The sequence below is a fragment of the [Enterobacter] lignolyticus SCF1 genome (assembly GCF_000164865.1).
Lineage (GTDB): Bacteria > Pseudomonadota > Gammaproteobacteria > Enterobacterales > Enterobacteriaceae > Enterobacter_B > Enterobacter_B lignolyticus.
Genome location: NC_014618.1, coordinates 174,812 through 189,668 on the forward strand (window position 1 = coordinate 174,812; position 14,857 = coordinate 189,668).

The 14,857-nt window shown below is 58.5% G+C and carries 12 protein-coding genes; 5 read left to right on the plus strand and 7 right to left on the minus strand.

What is annotated here, in order from left to right; genetic code table 11:
* Window positions 1-4: 4 nt before the first annotated feature.
* Window positions 5-2,041: an alpha-amylase gene (locus ENTCL_RS00855; protein WP_013364227.1), complete on the minus strand. Its 2,037-nt coding sequence runs from the start codon at window positions 2,039-2,041 to the stop codon at window positions 5-7.
* A 314-nt stretch (window positions 2,042-2,355) separates the two neighbouring features.
* Between ENTCL_RS00855 and ENTCL_RS00860 the strand changes: the two genes are divergently transcribed.
* Both ENTCL_RS00860 and ENTCL_RS00865 read left to right on the plus strand, forming a co-directional pair.
* Window positions 2,356-3,180 carry a protein bax gene (locus tag ENTCL_RS00860; RefSeq protein ID WP_013364228.1) on the plus strand — a complete coding sequence of 275 codons (825 nt, stop codon included), beginning with the start codon at window positions 2,356-2,358 and terminating at the stop codon, window positions 3,178-3,180.
* A gap of 119 nt (window positions 3,181-3,299) precedes the next feature.
* Window positions 3,300-4,634: an IS4 family transposase gene (locus ENTCL_RS00865; protein WP_013364229.1), complete on the plus strand. Its 1,335-nt coding sequence runs from the start codon at window positions 3,300-3,302 to the stop codon at window positions 4,632-4,634.
* Between the two features lie 34 nt (window positions 4,635-4,668).
* Here the strand turns inward: ENTCL_RS00865 and xylR are convergent, their stop codons facing one another.
* Genes xylR through xylF form a run of 4 tightly spaced genes read right to left on the minus strand, consistent with a single transcriptional unit; the run spans window position 4,669 to window position 9,659 of the window.
* Window positions 4,669-5,847 carry a D-xylose utilization transcriptional activator XylR gene (xylR, locus tag ENTCL_RS00870; RefSeq protein WP_013364230.1) on the minus strand — a complete coding sequence of 393 codons (1,179 nt, stop codon included), beginning with the start codon at window positions 5,845-5,847 and terminating at the stop codon, window positions 4,669-4,671.
* 60 nt (window positions 5,848-5,907) lie between these two features.
* Entirely contained in the window at window positions 5,908-7,089 is a 1,182-nt protein-coding gene (gene xylH / locus ENTCL_RS00875; RefSeq protein ID WP_013364231.1) for a xylose ABC transporter permease XylH, read from the minus strand.
* Window positions 7,067-8,608 carry a xylose ABC transporter ATP-binding protein gene (locus tag ENTCL_RS00880; protein WP_013364232.1) on the minus strand — a complete coding sequence of 514 codons (1,542 nt, stop codon included), beginning with the start codon at window positions 8,606-8,608 and terminating at the stop codon, window positions 7,067-7,069. Before ENTCL_RS00880 ends, xylH begins: the two co-directional genes overlap by 23 nt.
* A gap of 55 nt (window positions 8,609-8,663) precedes the next feature.
* Entirely contained in the window at window positions 8,664-9,659 is a 996-nt protein-coding gene (xylF, locus tag ENTCL_RS00885) for a D-xylose ABC transporter substrate-binding protein (RefSeq protein WP_013364233.1), read from the minus strand.
* A gap of 338 nt (window positions 9,660-9,997) precedes the next feature.
* Between xylF and xylA the strand changes: the two genes are divergently transcribed.
* Window positions 9,998-11,320, plus strand: a complete 1,323-nt coding sequence (gene xylA, locus ENTCL_RS00890; RefSeq protein ID WP_013364234.1) for a xylose isomerase — start codon at window positions 9,998-10,000, stop codon at window positions 11,318-11,320.
* Between the two features lie 50 nt (window positions 11,321-11,370).
* Window positions 11,371-12,825, plus strand: a complete 1,455-nt coding sequence (gene xylB / locus ENTCL_RS00895; RefSeq protein WP_013364235.1) for a xylulokinase — start codon at window positions 11,371-11,373, stop codon at window positions 12,823-12,825.
* A gap of 84 nt (window positions 12,826-12,909) precedes the next feature.
* Here xylB and ENTCL_RS23405 read toward each other — a convergent pair whose 3' ends face one another.
* Window positions 12,910-13,017, minus strand: a complete 108-nt coding sequence (locus ENTCL_RS23405) for a type I toxin-antitoxin system toxin Ldr family protein (RefSeq protein ID WP_013364236.1) — start codon at window positions 13,015-13,017, stop codon at window positions 12,910-12,912.
* A 265-nt stretch (window positions 13,018-13,282) separates the two neighbouring features.
* Window positions 13,283-14,278, minus strand: a complete 996-nt coding sequence (locus ENTCL_RS00905; protein ID WP_013364237.1) for an acyltransferase — start codon at window positions 14,276-14,278, stop codon at window positions 13,283-13,285.
* Between the two features lie 186 nt (window positions 14,279-14,464).
* Here ENTCL_RS00905 and ENTCL_RS00910 point away from each other — a divergent pair, with 186 nt between their 5' ends.
* A complete protein-coding gene (locus ENTCL_RS00910; RefSeq protein WP_013364238.1) occupies window positions 14,465-14,767 on the plus strand; it encodes a YsaB family lipoprotein in 303 nt (100 codons plus the stop codon).
* Window positions 14,768-14,857 lie beyond the last annotated feature (90 nt).

The following is a 14,857-nucleotide window of genomic DNA, read 5'->3' on the forward strand; positions in this document are numbered from 1 at the left end:
TTGTTCAGGGCTGCGGTTTTCCTGCCCATACCACCATCACCTTATCGTCGGCGGTCTCGCGTACGAAGCCGTAGCCCTGAGGCAGCGAAAGCGTGGTTTGCCTGCCCGCGCCAATGGCCGGGTGGCGGGCGCGAAACTGCCCCAGCGTCTGCCAGTGCGCGACGCGTGCGGCCGCGCTGCCGGTAACGTCATGCCAGTTCATGTCCGAGCGCGTGCCCTGCAGCGGGTCGGAGCCGGTGGGACCAAACGGACGGGCGGACTCATCGCCGTAGAAGATCTGTACCGCGCCCGGCGCCAGTAGCAGCAGCTCCGCCGCCTCGCTGCCGCCTTCACGGAACAGACGCGTGTCGTGCGAGGAGAGATAGCTCAGGACGTTGAACGACTGCAGCTTTTCCGCCATCTGCTGCCAGGTGGCGTCGATATCCGCAAAGCACGCGACGGCTTTTGCCGCCTGCTCCTGGTAATCAAAATTGATCATCGCGTCGAAGCCGTGGCGATAGTACTCGCTTTGCATCACCCCGTGCCCCCAGGCTTCGCCGGTCATCCAGAAGGCGCCGTCGTCCGGGGATTTTCCGGGGTTTTCTTTTTTCCACTCTGTCAGCGCGGCGCTGGCCTGGGTTTTTAGCTGTTGCCAGGCCGCCTGTTCGACGTGTTTGGCGGTATCAATGCGAAAACCGTCGATACCGTATTCCCGAACCCAATGGCTGAGCCAGTGGGTCAGATAATCGCGTGGCGTATAGCCCGCGATGGCGGTGGCGCGGGTGTCCGGTTTGTGCTGATAAAACGCCGGCAGGCCGGAAGGGATAGTGGATTCAGTTTTCAGATCCGGTAAAAACGCCAGCGACATCGTGAGATCGTCAAAGCCTGGGCTGTCGTAATCGCCGATATCGGTGCGGATCCAGGCTTTACCCCACCATGTATCCCAGGCGGCTTTATCACTGAAGTTGATGTAATCATTAAAGCTGTGCCAGGTTTGCCCCGGGCCGGGCCGCCAGTCTCCCCAGCGCTCGCCCAGCGTCTTTTTCAGCTCGTCGCCCTGCAGATACAGCGCGCCGAACCGGTACTGCTGCATATCGGCAAGGGTGGCGTAGCCGGTGTGGTTCATGACGACGTCGAACAGGATGCGGATGCCGCGTCTGTGCGCTTCGTCGACCAGGTGGCGCAGATCGGCCTCGGTTCCCATATTGGCGTCAAGGCGCGTCCAGTCCATCGGGTAATAGCCGTGATAGGCATAGTGGGGAAAATCGCCGTTGCTGCCGCCGCCAACCCAACCGTGAATTTGTTCCAGCGGCGAGCTTATCCACAGTGCGTTGACGCCCAGCTGCTGCAGGTAGTCGAGCCGGCTGGCCAGCCCCTGCAGGTCGCCGCCGTGGAAGGTGCCAATCTCCTGCATGCCGTCTTTGTGGCGGCCATAAGCGGTGTCGTTGTCCGGGTTGCCGTTGACGTAGCGGTCGGTCAGTACGAAGTACACCGTGGCGTTATGCCAGCTAAAAGGGGCGGGACCGGAGACATCGGCCTGCTCAAGCAGCAGCAGGCCGTTGCTGTTGGCGGCTGGCTGCAGCGTGATGTTGCCATCCTGCACCCGGGCGGTGCGCCCGCTGTAAAAATCCCGCACCAGGCTGCCTTCCGGGAAGGTTCGCCCCAGTGCGACGGTGAGCGGTTTTCCGTCCCAGCGCGGGCACTGGCGCGCTACCGTCTGCGGCGCGCTGTCCCCGGTGCTGGCGACGCTCAGCAGCAGCGTTGGCGTACCCGAGCGGGTGTCGATTTTCAGCTGATAGTCGCCGTCGCGAAAAATACGCCACTGCGGCGGCTCGCCGCGACAGGGCTCCAGCGACAGCATCTCATTGAGTTTAATGGCCGACGTCGGCTGCCAGCACTGCTGGTCAAAATTTATTGTCAAAGGGCGAGTACCCTTCGTCAGCGATTTTTGGCTGATGAATTGACCTGTCCCCGCGGGAGAGAAGTCCGGAAAGCCGGAGGACGTCCATGAGGCAAGCGCCATTGCTGGCAGCATGAGGGTGGCAAAAGCCGCGCGTTTCATCCCGAGCACCTGTGGTTGCTTTTTGCGCAGTTTGCCAGCATTCTGTGCAAAAAAGCTCCTCCATCGCGGGGATGCAGTGGGGAGGATAGCGGGGGAGGAGAGATTGCCGCCCGCGACGCACAGAAAATGTGACCGTCATCCCAGTAATTACAGTGGCTTACGCTGAAACATGCAATTTAGGCGTGACATAGTTTCGGAATTGGACTATTTCTTTGGGTGCGCCAACGGGCTATTTTTGATACAATATGAGATTCAGCTCTCAGTTTTGAGATTAATTAAAGTGTTGGAACGTATACATCCGACCAGGAGATCTAATGATATCGACTCCCATTCGACGATATGGGGCTACGATACTCATGTTACTTACCTGCGTATTTTCAGGTGAGGTGCTGGCAAAGACGCACACGACAACATCGAGTCATAAAGCCCCGGTAACAAAGACAAGTAGTATCAAGGTGAGCAGTAAACAAGAGTATTCTCGCAATAGTGTAAAGAGCAGTCCACTTCCTGATTTGCGACAATACCCTTCCGGAACACCAAGGAAAAAAGCGTTTCTCCGGACAGTGATGCCTTATATTACCAGCCAGAATGCGGCGATTACCGCCGATCGTAACTGGCTTGTGTCAAAACAGTACGATGCCCGCTGGTCGCCGACCGAGCGCGCGCGTATGAAGGATATCACCCAGCGCTATAAGATCAGCTGGTCCGGAAACACGCGTAAAATTCCGTGGAACTCGCTGCTTGAGCGCGTGGATATCATCCCTGGCAGCATGGTGGCGACCATGGCCGCAGCAGAAAGCGGCTGGGGCACCTCCAAACTGGCGCGTACCAACAACAACCTTTTTGGTATGAAATGCGGTAAAAGCAGCTGCCAGAACGGTCCGGGCAAGGTCAAAGGATATTCGCACTTCTCTTCTGTAAAGGAGTCGGTCGAAGCCTACGTGGTGAACCTGAATACCCATCCGGCCTACGCGTCCTTCCGCAAGTCCCGCGCGCAGCTGCGTAAGACGGATCAGGAAGTGACCGCCAGCACGATGATTCACAAGCTGAAAGGCTATTCAACGCGCGGGTCGAGCTACAACAACTACCTGTTCAGTATGTATCAGGATAACCAGCGTCTGATTGCGGCGCATATGTAATCGCCAGCGCGCTGAAAAACGCCTTCCATCGGAAGTAATGCCGATCAGTTAAGGATCGGTTGACCGATCCAGTGGCTGTGTAAGAATCCGGAAATGCTCACCCGTTTCCGGATTTTTTTATGCACATTGGACAGGCTCTTGATCTTGTTTCCCGTTACGATTCTTTGCGTAACCCACTGACTTCTTTAGGGGATTATCTCGACCCTGAACTTATCTCACGTTGCCTTGCTGAGTCCGGCACAGTCACCCTGCGCAAGCGCCGCCTGCCGCTGGAAATGATGGTCTGGTGTATTGTCGGTATGGCGCTTGAGCGTAAGGAGCCTCTTCACCAGATTGTTAATCGCCTGGATATCATGCTGCCGGGCGACCGTCCTTTCGTCGCCCCCAGTGCCGTTATTCAGGCCCGCCAGCGTCTGGGGAGTGAGGCCGTTCGCCGTGTATTCACCCAAACCGCACAACTCTGGCATGGAGCCACGGCACATCCACACTGGTGCGGCCTGACGCTGCTGGCCGTGGATGGCGTGGTCTGGCGAACACAGGATACGCCGGAAAATGATACAGCCTTCCCGCGTCAGACACACGGCGGAAAACCGGGACTCTATCCGCAGGTAAAAATGGTCTGCCAGATGGAGCTGACCAGCCATCTGCTCACGGCTGCAGCCTTTGGCACAATGAAAGAGAGCGAAAATGCACTCGCAGAGCAGCTGATATCTCAGACAGGTGATAACACACTGACTTTGATGGATAAAGGTTATTACTCGCTGGGTCTGCTGAACGCCTGGAGCCTGGCGGGAGAACACCGGCACTGGATGATCCCGCTGAAAAAGGGAGCACAGTATGAAGAGGAGAGAAAGCTGGGTAAAGGCGATCACCTGGTCACGCTGAAAACCAGCCCGCAGGCACGGAAAAAATGGCCGGAGCTGGGTGAAGAAATAACAGCGCGACTGCTGACGTTCACTCGTAAAGGAAAAGTCTGCCATCTGCTGACGTCAATGACGGATGCAATGCGCTTCCCGGGCGGTGAGATGGCAGACCTGTACGGCCATCGGTGGGAAATCGAACTGGGTTACAGGGAGATAAAACAGACGATGCAACTGAGCAGACTGACGCTGAGAAGTAAAAAGCCAGAGCTTGTAGAACAGGAGCTCTGGGGAGTGTTACTGGCCTATAATCTTGTGAGATATCAGATGATTAAAATGGCGGGAAGCCTGAAGGGATACTGGCCGAATCAGCTAAGCTTCTCAGAATCATGTGGAATGGTGATGCGAATGCTGATGACTCTGCAGGGCGCTTCGCCAGGTCGTATCCCGGAGCTGATGCGTGATCTTGAAAGCATGGGACAGTTGGTGAAATTACCGATAAGAAGGGAAAGAGCCTTCCCGCGAACAGTAAAAGAAAGGCCCCAGAAATACAGTAAAACCTGGAGAAAAACAGCCAGTCAGTCGCTTAACTGACTGGCATTACTTCCATCGGAAGGCGTTTTTGTTTTTAGAGCAGGGCTTCCCCGAAGCGTTCCCGGTACTCCCTGGGCGTGGTGTCGTACTCTTTTTTGAACACCGAATAGAAATACTGCAGCGACGGGTAGCCGCACATCTGCGAGATTTCGTTAATCGCCAGCGACGTGGAAACCAGCAGGCTGCGCGCTTTCTCCAGCTTTTCGCTGTGGATCACCGCGTGGATGGTTTCTCCCACCTCTTCCTTAAAGCGCTTTTCCAGATTCGAACGCGAGATGCCGACGGCGTCCAGCACCTGCTCCACTTTGATGCCCTTACAGGCGTTGTTGCGGATGTAGTGCATGGCCTGAATCACCGCCGGGTCGTCCAGCGAGCGGTAGTCGGTCGAACGGCGCTCCACCACGCGCACCGGCGGCACCAGCAGGCGCTGGAGCGGCAGCGGCTCATCATCCAGCAGGCGGTGCAGCAGTTTCGCCGCCTGATAGCCCATCTGCCGCGTGCCCTGCGCGACGGAGGAGAGCGCCACGCGGGACAGGTAGCGCGTCAGCTCTTCGTTATCGATCCCGATGACGCACAGCTTTTCCGGCACCGGAATATGCAGATGCTCGCAGGCCTGCAGGATATGGCGGGCGCGGGCGTCGGTGACGGCGATAATGCCGGTCTGCGGCGGCAGCGTTTGCAGCCAGTCGGCAAGGCGGTTTTGCGCGTGCTGCCAGTTTTCCGGCGCGGTTTCCAGCCCCTGATAGACGACGCCGCGGTATTTCTCCCTGGCGACCAGCTGGCAAAACGCGTGCTCGCGCTCCACGGCCCAGCGCTTGCCGCTGGAGACCGGCAGCCCGTAGAACGCAAAACGGTGCACGCCTTTCTCCTTGAGATGCAGGAACGCGCTTTCGACCAGCGCGGCGTTGTCGGTGGCGATATAGTGGACCGCGGGATACTGCTCCGGGCGATGGTAGGAACCGCCGACGCCGATGATAGGCACCTTCACGTCAGCCAGCAGCGCTTCAATTTCGGGGTCGTCATAGTCAGCAATGACGCCATCCCCGAGCCACTCTTTAATGTTCTCGATTCGGGCGCGAAAATCCTCTTCAATGAAGATATCCCATTCCGACTGCGACGCCTGCAGGTACTCCCCCACGCCTTCCACCACCTGACGGTCATAGGCTTTGTTGGCGTTAAACAGCAGCGTGATGCGGTGACGCTTCTCAAACATGGCATTTTTCCTGAGGATGGCGATAGTGCAGTATCGCCATCCTGAACCCTGTTGTCGCGATCAGGCTCGCCGTTTTGTGGCGGAGTCCATCCAGACAGCCAGCAGCAAAATGGCGCCTTTGACGATGTACTGCCAGAAGGTCGGTACGTCCATCATGCCCATGCCGTTATCCAGCGAGGCCATAATAAATGCGCCCATCACCGCGCCGGCGACGCTGCCGACCCCGCCTGCCAGGCTGGTGCCGCCGATCACGCAGGCGGCGATGGCGTCCAGCTCGGCGATGTTCCCCGCCGACGGCGAGCCAGCGCCAAGGCGCGAGCTCAGGATGAGCCCGGCGATCGCCACCATCAGGCCGTTGATCGCGAAGACGGCGAGCTTGGTGCGTTCGACGTTGATCCCCGACAGGCGCGCGGCCTCAAGGTTGCCGCCGATGGCGTAGATTCGACGGCCAAAGGCGGTGCGGGTGGCCATAAACATGCCGCCGAGCAGCAGCAGCGCGAGCAGCAGCACCGGCGTTGGTACGCCGCGGTAGTCGTTGAGCATCCAGATGGCGCCCAGCACGATGACCGCGGTTAACGACTGACGGCCCACCACGCCCGTTGGGGCGGGCGTCTCAAGCCCCAGCGCCTGGCGGCGCATCCGCCCGCGCCACTGCCAGGCGACGAACAGCATCAGCCCCAGCACGCCGAGGATAAAGCCGACGCCGTCCGGTAAATAGCTCTGGCCAATCTGAGACATGGCGGCGCTGGTCGGCGATACCGTTGTACCGTTGGTGATGCCGATGAGGATGCCGCGAAACGCCAGCATGCCCGCGAGGGTGACGATAAACGACGGCACCTTACGATAGGCGACCCACCATCCGTTCCATGCCCCTAACACCAGGCCCAGCGCCAGCGTCACGATGACCGTCAGCGGCAACGGCCAGCCGAACCAGACGTCAAAAATCGCCGCTACGCCGCCGAGCAGGCCCATCATCGACCCGACCGACAGGTCGATTTCTGCCGAGACGATAACAAACACCATGCCGACGGCCAGAATGCCGGTGATGGCGGTCTGGCGCAGCAGGTTGGAGACGTTGCGCGCGCTCAGGTAAGCGCCGTCGGTGGTCCAGGTGAAGAACAGCATGATTGCGATAATGGCGGCAATCATCACGAAAACCTGAAGGTTAAGGTGTTTAAGCCCGGCGAAGGCGGCGGGGGCCTGCGCGTTGAACTTCAGTTCAGACGGCGTATTTTTCGACATGACGTTCGCTCCTCAATGCGGCTTCCATCACCTGCTCTTGGGTCAGATTGTCGTTGACCAGGTTGGCTTTCAGTTTACCTTCGTGCATCACCAGCACGCGGTCGCTCAGGCCAAGCACTTCCGGAAGTTCGGAAGAGATGACGATCACCGCGATGCCCTGCTGCACCAGTTGATTAATCAGTTTGTAGATTTCGTATTTCGCGCCGATATCAATACCGCGCGTCGGCTCGTCGAGGATCAGAATGCGCGGGTTGAGCAGCAGACAGCGGGCGAGAATGGCCTTTTGCTGGTTGCCGCCGCTCAGGCGGCCAATCGCCAGCGCCTGCGACGAGGTTTTGACCTTAAGGCGCTGGATGGACTGCAAAATACAGTGCTGTTCCGCGGCGTCGTTCAGGCTGCTGAGCGGGCCGGTAAACTGGTCCAGCGCCGCCAGCGTGATGTTTTTCCCCACCGCCATCACCGGGACGATACCGTCTTTTTTGCGGTCTTCCGGCACCATCGCGATACCGTGGGCGATGGCCTGCTGGCAGTTGGTGATTTTCACCGGCATGCCGTCGATGAAAACTTGTCCCTCCCAGCGCCCGCGCCAGACGCCGAACAGGCACTGCACCGCTTCGGTTCGCCCGGCGCCGACCAGCCCCGCGATGCCGAGGATCTCGCCGCGTTTGAGGGTGAAGGAAACGTCGTTAACCCGCTTAATGTGTCGGTTCACCGGATGCCAGGCCGTCAGATGTTCGACCCGCAGGATCTCCCCGCCGTGCTCGTGCGGCTCGTTGGGGTACAGCGCGGTCAGCTCGCGGCCAACCATCATAGTAATGATGTCGTCTTCGCTCATGCCGCTGGCGTCGCGGGTGCCGATATGCTGACCGTCGCGAATCACGCAGATGGTATCGGAAATGGCTTTGACCTCGTTGAGCTTGTGCGAGATGTAAATGCAGGCGATGCCGTGGCGCTGCAGGTCGCGAATAATATTCAGCAGCACCGCCGTCTCCTGCTCGGTCAGCGAGGCTGTGGGCTCATCGAGGATCAGCAGACGCACCTGCTTGTTCAGGGCCTTGGCGATTTCAACCAGCTGCTGCTGGCCGAGACCGAGGTCGCCGACGCGGGTGTTGGGGGAAATCGCCAGGCTGACCTGCGCCAGCAGCTTCTCACAGCGCAGGGTCATCTGGTCGTAGTCGAGCACCCCGTGACGGGTGATTTCCGCCCCGAGAAAGATATTTTCCAGCACGGTTAAGTGCTTAACCAGCGCCAGCTCCTGGTGGATGATGGCGATACCCTTACGTTCGGTATCGCGAATATGGGTCGCCCGCAGCGGCTCGCCGGCAAACACGATGTCGCCGTCGAAGGTACCGTGCGGGTATATGCCGCACAGCACCTTCATCAGCGTGGATTTCCCGGAGCCATTTTCGCCGCACAGCGACACCACTTCGCCCGCATTCAGGCGCAGGCTGACGTTATCGACAGCTTTTACCGCCCCGAAGGCTTTGGTAATGCTCTTCATTTCAAGTAGATAAGGCATACATGCTCCACATCTTTCGGAACACCGTGATGCCCCCGGATGGGGGCATCAGCAATTACAGATCGCTCTTCTTGTGGAAACCGTCTTTGATAACGGTCTCGTCGATGTTGCTCTTATTCACTTCAATCGGCGTCAGCAGGCGGGCGGGCACCTCTTTCAGGCCGTTGTTGAGCGTGGCGTCAGACTTTGGCTGCTGGCCGTTGCCGAGCTCAACGGCGATTTCCGCCGCCGTGGTCGCCAGCTGGGTAATCGGTTTATAGACCGTCATGGTCTGCGTGCCCTGCATGATGCGCTTCACGCCTGCCAGGTCGGCGTCCTGACCGGAAATCGCCACTTTGCCCGCCAGCCCCTGCGCGCTCAGCGCCTGAATGGCGCCGCCTGCGGTGGCGTCGTTCGAAGCCACTACCGCATCGATTTTGTTATTGTTCGCCGTAAGCGCGTTTTCCATAATCTTCAGCGCGTTTTCCGGTAACCAGCCGTCGGCCCACTGGTCGCCAACCACCTTAATTTTGCCGCTGTCGATATACGGTTTTAAGACTTTCATCTGCCCGGCGCGGAACATTTTGGCGTTGTTATCCACCGGCGAGCCGCCCATCAGGAAGTAGTTGCCCGTCGGCACCTTATTCACCAGGCTCTGGGCCTGCATTTCACCGACTTTTTCGTTATCAAAAGAGATATAAAAATCAATATCCGCGTTATTAATCATGCGGTCATAGGCCAGGACTTTAATGCCTTCCTGTTTGGCCTCTTTAATTACGTTACTTAATACCTGGCCGTTATAAGGAATAATAACGAGCACGTCGACGCCGCGGTTGATCATATTTTCAATCTGCGACATCTGTGTTTCTTCGTTGCCATTAGCCGATTGTACAAATACTTTTGCGCCTAACGATTCGGCTTTATTGACAAAAATATCGCGGTCTTTCTGCCAGCGCTCGAGGCGCAGGTCATCGATGGCCATGCCGATTTTGACTTCTTTGGCGATGCCCGCCATGCTGGTTAACAGAAGCGACGAGGCGCAAAGGGTGAGGCAAAGGTTCTTTATCTTCATAGTCTTAATGCCTTTTGTAGGGTTATCGAGGGTTGAGATGAGCGATAAAAGAAACTGGCACGACGTATACGCAGCAAATTTTTAACATGCGAGATGAATCTGGCAATTACAGATTTTTATCTTCTGGTTATGATATTTGGTTTATTTCACGATTTATGACCGCGATCTGATTTTAATACCCTGCAGCGCGCGGCCACAGGACAATATTTTGCGAGTCAGCGCACGTTTGTGGATTCTCTTAATCGCAGTGTGAAATAACGTAATTGAGCGTAGGGAAATCCGCACACAGTATTACTGCACAATCTGATATTTGCCGCGTCCTGATAATGGAGTTCAATATGCAAGCTTATTTCGATCAACTCGAACGTGTTCGTTATGAAGGCCCGAAAACGCAAAATCCGCTGGCGTTTCGCCACTACAACCCGGATGAACTGGTGCTTGGCAAGCGCATGGAGGATCACCTGCGTTTTGCCGCCTGCTACTGGCACACCTTCTGCTGGAACGGAGCGGATATGTTCGGCGTGGGGTCATTCGATCGCCCGTGGCAGCAGCCCGGCGAGGCGATTGCCCTGGCGAAGCGTAAAGCCGACGTGGCCTTTGAGTTCTTTCACAAGCTGAACGTGCCGTACTACTGCTTCCATGACGTCGACGTTTCGCCGGAAGGCGCCACGCTGAAAGAGTATCTGAATAACATTGCGCAGATGGTTGATGTGCTGGCGGAAAAACAGCAGCAAAGCGGCGTGAAGCTGCTGTGGGGCACCGCGAACTGCTTTACCAACCCGCGCTATGGCGCCGGTGCGGCCACCAACCCGGACCCGGAAGTCTTCAGCTGGGCGGCGGCCCAGGTGGTGACCGCCATGAACGCCACCCATCAGCTGGGCGGGGAAAACTACGTGCTGTGGGGCGGCCGCGAAGGGTATGAAACGCTGCTGAATACCGACCTGCGCCAGGAACGCGAGCAGATTGGCCGCTTCATGCAGATGGTGGTCGAGCATAAGCACAAGATTGGTTTTCGCGGTACGCTGTTGATTGAGCCGAAGCCGCAGGAGCCGACCAAGCACCAGTACGACTATGACGTCGCCACCGTGTACGGCTTCCTGAAGCAGTTCGGCCTGGAAAAAGAGATCAAAGTGAACATCGAAGCGAACCACGCGACGCTCGCCGGCCACTCGTTCCATCATGAAATCGCCTCGGCGATTGCGCTGGGCGTGTTTGGTTCGGTGGATGCCAACCGCGGCGACGCGCAGCTCGGCTGGGATACCGACCAGTTCCCGAACAGCGTAGAAGAAAACGCGCTGGTGATGTATGAAATCATCAAAGCGGGCGGGTTCACCACCGGCGGGCTGAACTTCGACGCCAAGGTCCGTCGCCAGAGCACCGATAAATACGATCTGTTCTACGGCCATATTGGCGCGATGGACACGATGGCGCTGGCGCTGAAGGTGGCGGCGCGGATGATTGAAGACGGCGAGCTGGATAAACGCGTGGCGCGCCGCTATGCGGGCTGGAATGGTGAGCTTGGGCAGCAAATTCTCAAAGGCCAGATGTCGCTGGCTGAGATTGCGAAGTACGCTGAACAGCATAGCCTGGCGCCGCAGCACCACAGCGGTCATCAGGAGCTGCTGGAAAACCTGGTCAATCATTACCTGTTCGACAAGTAAATCGCCACCGCGCCGCGAAAACCGCGGCGCGACGTTAAGGAGTCGTCGCTATGTATATCGGGATCGATCTGGGCACCTCCGGGGTAAAGGTTATCCTCGTGGGCGAACAGGGCGAAGTGATTGCCTCGCAGAGCGAAAAGTTAGCCGTTTCGCGCCCGCATCCGCTGTGGTCCGAGCAGGATCCCGAGCAGTGGTGGCAGGCCACGGATACCGCCATCAGGGCGCTGGCGGCGCAGCATTCGCTGCGCGAGGTCAGGGCGTTAGGCATCGCCGGGCAGATGCATGGCGCCACGCTGCTGGATAAACGGCAGCGCGTCCTGCGCCCGGCGATTTTATGGAACGATGGGCGCTGCGCTGAGGAGTGCGCGCTGCTGGAAGCGGCGGTGCCGCGTTCACGGGAGATAACCGGCAATCTGATGATGCCGGGCTTCACCGCGCCGAAACTGCTGTGGGTGCAGCGCCATGAGCCCGAGGTGTTCCGTCAGGTCGACAAGGTGCTGCTGCCAAAAGATTATTTGCGTCTGCGTATGACCGGCGTTTTTGCCAGCGATATGTCCGATGCGGCGGGGACGCTGTGGATGGACGTGGCGAAGCGCGACTGGAGCGACGACATGCTGGCGGCATGCGGGCTTAGCCGCGATAACATGCCGGCGCTGTTTGAGGGCTGCGCTATCACTGGCACCCTGCTGCCTGAGGTGGCGCAGGCCTGGCAGATGTCCGCTGTTCCAGTGGTGGCGGGCGGCGGCGACAACGCGGCGGGCGCCGTCGGCGTGGGGATGTCCGATGCCGGACAGGCGATGCTGTCGCTGGGGACGTCGGGGGTCTATTTTGCCGTCAGTGAGGGTTTTCTCAGCAAGCCGGAGAGTGCGGTGCACAGCTTTTGCCACGCGCTGCCCGGACGCTGGCACCTGATGTCGGTGATGCTCAGCGCCGCCTCCTGCCTTGACTGGGCGGCGAAGCTGACCGGCCTGGGCGATGTGCCTGCGCTGCTGGCCGCCGCGCAAACGGCGGATAGCCACGCCGATCCGGTGTGGTTCCTGCCCTATCTTTCCGGCGAGCGCACGCCGCACAACAACCCTAACGCCAAAGGCGTCTTTTTCGGCCTGACGCATCAGCACGGCCCGGCCGAGCTGGCGCTGGCGGTGCTGGAAGGCGTCGGCTTTGCGCTGGCGGATGGTATGGATGTGGTGCATGCCTGCGGCGTGAACCCCGCAAGCATTACCCTTATCGGCGGCGGCGCGCGCAGCGCCTGGTGGCGGCAAATGCTGGCGGATATAAGCGGTCTGACGCTCGACTACCGCACCGGCGGCGACGTTGGCCCGGCGCTGGGCGCTGCACGGCTGGCGCAGCTGGCCCTGCATCCAGGCAAACCGTTTGCCGACCTGCTGACGCAGCTGCCGCTTGAGCAGTCGCACCGTCCCGACCCGGCGCGAACCGCCCACTATGCGCCGCGCCGAGAGACGTTCCGCAGATTGTACCAGCAGCTGGCGCCGCTGATGTCCTGAGGCGAAAAAGGCCGCAGGATGTTACTCCTGCGGCCTGTTCGGGCGCTTGTTGCCATTACGGCAGCGGTGACGCCCACCCGAGCATTACCTTCTGCTTTCGAGCCAGCCAACGATCAGGCTGGCGATAATAGCCGCGACGGTCGGCGCGGCAATATCGTGCCAGAAAGCGATGCCAAACTGTGCAAGCGTCATGATAGCTGTCCAGTTGCAATGGCAACCGTTCGTGGCTATCCTGTTGTTGTCTGGACAAAGGTTAGCCCCCGTTATGTTGCCTGGTAAATACCAAACAGCGTTCGGGGGTTTTCTCTATCCGACGACTGCGTCGCCAGGTATGACCCCCGCAACGCTGCGCCTCCCTCAGTACCTGAGGTTGACGGGCATCTTACAAAGTCTGAACATCAGCCGCCAACCGCACCAGCGCGATTTACGGCAGAATGTCCGAAACCAACCTTCGCTGCTAACTCACCAGCCTTCGACGATCGACGCGCTGCACCAGCACTGACAGCAGCAGGCTGGCGGTGAGCGTGGCGGCGAAAATCCACAGAATATTAAGCAGCGGCCAGCGGGGAAGCTCGATGCCGCCGGAACGCAGCGCGTTGATGATCAGCGCATGAAAGCCGTAGATACCCAGCGAATGCCGGGAGATGAGGTCAAGCCCCGGCAGCGCCCGCTGGTTGAGGGTGTTTTTCACCAGCGTCAGCAGCGTGACGGCGCAGATAAATACCATCGGGCCGCAGTAAAGATACCAGGTATCGCCGAAGTTTCCCCGCCACTGCAGCTCGTGCAGCGTACCGCGCGAAATCACCCACACCGAGACGGCAAACAGCGCTGCGCACAGCAGCGTCAGCGGCTTTTTGTCGGTATCCATCATGCCGAGCGCCCGCCCGAGCAGGCCGTACAGCACGTAGTAGAAGGTATCGCCGTCGATATACAGATTCACCGGCAGCCATTCAACGCTCCCGACTTTTTGCGCCACGGTGTTGGGGTTCGCCACCACCCCGAGCACGACGGTTAGCGCCAGCAGCATTTTGCCGCTCACGCTTTTTACCTGAATCAGCGGCGAGAGCAGGTAAATCACGAAAATCGCGAAGAAAAACCATAAATGGTAGAACACCGGCTTTTGCAGCAGGTTTTTCAGCGACAGCTCAATGTTGATGCGGGTGAACAGCAGGATATACAGCAGGGCGACGGCGCTGTAAAACAGCAGGCACAGGCCGATGCGCAATAAGTGGCGCGGCTGGGCGCTGCGTTCGCCGAAGAACAGGTAGCCGGAGATCATGAAGAACAGCGGCACGCTGACGCGCGAGGCGGAGTTAAGCAGGTTGGCGATGTCCCAGTTCACCATCCCGACGCTTTGCGCATGGGTGACCGCCCAGGTGGTCGTGTGGATCATCACGACCATTAAACAGGCGATTCCGCGCAAATTCGTTATCCAGTGTATCTTTCCCTGCATCAATTCCTCAATGGTGTTGTCTTAAAGCCGGTGTGGCTGTCCGTGATTTCAGATGTGCCTTTGGAATTTTCCGAGTTTGCCTTTTTCGGCTTGTCTGCGGGCAAAGAGGTACGCACAATGCAGCTTCGACAGCACGCAATGCTAAAGAATTACAATAACAGCCAATTAACACGGCGGTAATAAAAAATGATGATGAAGTATTTCACGCCGGTGCTGCTGTTAGCGCTGCTGGCCGGATGCAGTTCTCCTCCGCCGCCGGAACAGAAAGCGCAGCGGGCAAAAGCCGATCCGCAGCGGTCGCTCAACATGGAGCAGCTGTGCAAGCAGAACGCCGCGCACCGCTATAATACCGGCGCGCAGAAAATCGACATGACCGGCTTTGAGCAGTTCCAGGGCGGCTATGAACTTCGCGGCTTTACGGCGCGCAATGAGGGCTTTGTCTGCTCTTTCGACCCCGACGGTCAATTTTTGCACCTTTCGATGCGCTAAAACGCCGTTTCCGGGCCGGGGAAGGCGCGGCTTTCCCCAATTTTCTTTAAACAAGCCCCTTTCATACTGTATATCTCGCAGCCAGCGGGT